This window comes from Streptomyces sp. NPDC005899 (assembly GCF_040629645.1).
In the GTDB taxonomy this organism is placed as follows: domain Bacteria; phylum Actinomycetota; class Actinomycetes; order Streptomycetales; family Streptomycetaceae; genus Streptomyces.
Map to the genome: position 1 here is coordinate 1 of NZ_JBEXWB010000545.1, position 2893 is coordinate 2893.

Annotated in this window: 2 protein-coding genes; both read left to right on the forward strand. The window is 75.0% G+C overall.

The features are described 5' to 3' along the window. Window positions 1–43: 43 nt before the first annotated feature. A complete protein-coding gene (locus ABZ371_RS31190) occupies window positions 44–679 on the forward strand; it encodes an ElyC/SanA/YdcF family protein (protein WP_358685999.1) in 636 nt (211 codons plus the stop codon). A gap of 67 nt (window positions 680–746) precedes the next feature. Further along, the gene (locus ABZ371_RS31195; RefSeq protein WP_358685997.1) at window positions 747–2825 is read left to right on the forward strand and encodes a molybdopterin oxidoreductase family protein; all 2079 of its coding nucleotides are present in this window, start codon (window positions 747–749) and stop codon (window positions 2823–2825) included. Window positions 2826–2893: the final 68 nt, after the last annotated feature.

Consider the following 2893-nt stretch of genomic DNA (forward strand, 5'->3'; position numbering starts at 1 on the left):
CAGGTACAGAGACACGAACCCGGCGACGACGGTGATCAAGTTCATGGCAGGTGCCTGCGTGCTCGCCCTGGCGCCGGCCACCTGGCTGTACGGCACGGCCCAGGCCCGGGTGCGGACGCTGGAGGACGCCCCGGCGCAGCAGGTCGCCGTGGTGTTCGGTGCCGGACTGTGGCAGGGCAGGCCGTCGCCCTACCTCGCGCACCGGCTCGACGCGGCGGCCGAGCTGTACCGGACCGGCCGGGTGAGGGTCGTCCTGGTCACCGGGGACAACAGCCGCGAGGAGTACGACGAGCCGGACGCCATGCGCGCCTATCTCACGGGACGCGGCGTGCCGGACGGCCGGATCGTCAGCGACTACGCGGGTTTCGACACCTGGGACTCCTGCGTCCGGGCCAAGAGGATCTTCGGGGTCGACCGGGCGCTGCTGGTGAGCCAGGGCTTCCACATCCGGCGGGCGATCGCCCTGTGCCGGTCCGCCGGCATCGACGCCTACGGGGTGGGGGTGGACGCCGTCCACGACGTGACCTGGTACTACGGTGGGGTCCGGGAGCTGCCGGCGGCGGGCAAGGCGCTGCTGGACGTGGTGTTCCGGCCGGACCCGCGCTTCCTGGGACCGCGCGAGACGGGGGTGTCCCGGGCTCTGGCGGCCGGCCTCACCGCGCCGGGCGGCCCGGGCTGAGGGGCGTGTACCGGGGGCGTAACCGCCGGGCAGGGTGCTCGTAATACCCGGATCGCACGCTGGACGCATGGCCCGCACCGAAACGCCCACGCACTGCCCGTACTGCGCACTGCAGTGCGGGATGACCCTGCGACCGGTCACCGACGGCACGGTGGTCGAGGTCGTGGAGCGCACCGGCTTCCCCGTGAACCGGGGTGCCCTGTGCGGCAAGGGCCGCACCGCGCCCGCCGTGCTGGCCGCGGGGGCGCGGCTGACCTCGCCCCTCGTCCGGGACACGGAGAGCGGTGGGCTGCGGCCGGCCGGCTGGGACGAGGCGCTGGGGCGGATCGCCGACGGGCTGCGCGGGACCCGGGCGGGGCACGGGGCGGACGCCGTGGGGGTGTTCGGCGGGGGCGGGCTCACGAACGAGAAGGCGTACGCGCTCGGGAAGTTCGCCCGGGTGGTCCTCGGTACCTCGCAGATCGACTACAACGGCCGCTTCTGCATGTCCTCGGCCGCCGCCGCGCACCAGCGGGCGTTCGGACTGGACCGGGGGCTGCCGTTCCCGCTGGAGGACATCCCCCGGACGGGGTGCGTGATCCTGGTCGGCTCGAACCTCGCGGAGACGATGCCGCCCGCCCTGCGCTACCTGACCGAGCTGCGGGAGAACGGCGGCCGGCTCGTCGTCATCGACCCGCGGCGGACGAGGACCGCCGAGCAGGCCGACCTGCACCTGGCCCCCCGGCCGGGCACCGACCTGGCCCTGGCGCTCGGCATGCTGCACCTCGTGGTGGCCGACGGGCGGGTGGACGAGGAGTTCGTCCGCACCCGCACGAGCGGCTGGGACGAGGCCAGGGCCGGGGCGATGGCCCACTGGCCGGAGCTGGTGGAGCGCGTCACCGGGGTGCCCGTGCCGCAGCTGCGCGAGGCCGTCGACCTGTTCTGCGGGGCGGGCAGCGGGATGGTGCTCACCGCCCGCGGTCCCGAGCAGCAGTCGAAGGGCACGGACACCGTCGGCGCCTGGATCAACTTCGCGCTGGCGACCGGCCGGGCGGGGCGCCCGCTGTCGGGGTACGGCTGCCTGACCGGTCAGGGCAACGGCCAGGGCGGCCGGGAGCACGGCCAGAAGGCGGATCAGCTCCCTGGTTACCGCAAGCTCACGGACCCGGCGGCACGCCGCCATGTGGCCGGGATCTGGGGCGTCGACCCCGACACGCTGCCGGGACCGGGGCGCAGCGCCTACGAGCTGCTGGACGCGCTGGGGCGGGACGTGCGGGCCCTGCTGGTGATGGGGTCGAATCCGGTGGTGTCCGCACCGCACGCGGGTCATGTCGAGGAGCGGCTGCGGTCGTTGGACTTCCTGGCCGTCGCCGACGTCGTGCTGTCGGAGACGGCCGCGCTGGCGGACGTGGTGCTGCCCGTGACGCAGTGGGCGGAGGAGAGCGGCACCATGACCAACCTGGAGGGCCGGGTGCTGCTGCGGCAGCGCGCGGTCACCCCACCGGACGGCGTCCGCTCCGACCTGGAGGTGCTGAACGCCCTGGCGGGACTGCTCGGGCACGGCAAGGGCTTCCCGGCCGAGCCCGAGGAGGTCTTCGACGAGCTGCGGCGGGCCTCGGCGGGGGGCCCCGCCGACTACGCGGGCATCACCTACGCCAGGATCGCCGCGGAGGACGGGGTGTTCTGGCCCTGCCCGGACGAGGAGCACCCGGGCACGCCGCGGCTGTTCCTGGAACGGTTCGCGACCGAGGACGGGCGGGCCCGGTTCGTCCCGGTGACACACCGGCCGGCGGCCGAGGAGACGGACGCCGAGTACCCGGTGGTGCTGACGACGGGGCGGGTGGTCGCCCACTACCAGTCCGGGGCGCAGACCCGCAGGGTGGCCGAGCTGACCGCCGCCGCGCCGGGCCCGTTCGTCGAGCTGCACCCGCGGCTCGCCGAGCGGATCGGGGTCGCCGAGGGCGACCAGGTCGCGGTCACCTCGCGCCGGGGGCGGGCCCAGGCTCCGGCCAGGATCACGGTGGCGATCCGTCAGGACACCGTCTTCATGCCGTTCCACTGGGCGGGTGAGGGGCGGGCCAACTCCCTGACGAACCCGGCCCTGGACCCCACCTCACGGATGCCCGAGTTCAAGGTGTGCGCGGTCCGGGTGGAGGCCGCCGGGTAGGCCGTGCGCCCGCGGGCGGGGAGCCCTCACCGGCGTGGGCTGCCGGGAGCCCTCACCGGCGTGGGCTG

Excerpts from the sequence above, each read along its gene's own strand:
- ABZ371_RS31190 (WP_358685999.1), top strand. The coding sequence starts at position 44 with ATGGCAGGTGCCTGCGTGCTCGCCCTGGCGCCGGCCACCTGGCTGTAC.
- ABZ371_RS31195 (WP_358685997.1), top strand. The coding sequence starts at position 747 with ATGGCCCGCACCGAAACGCCCACGCACTGCCCGTACTGCGCACTGCAG.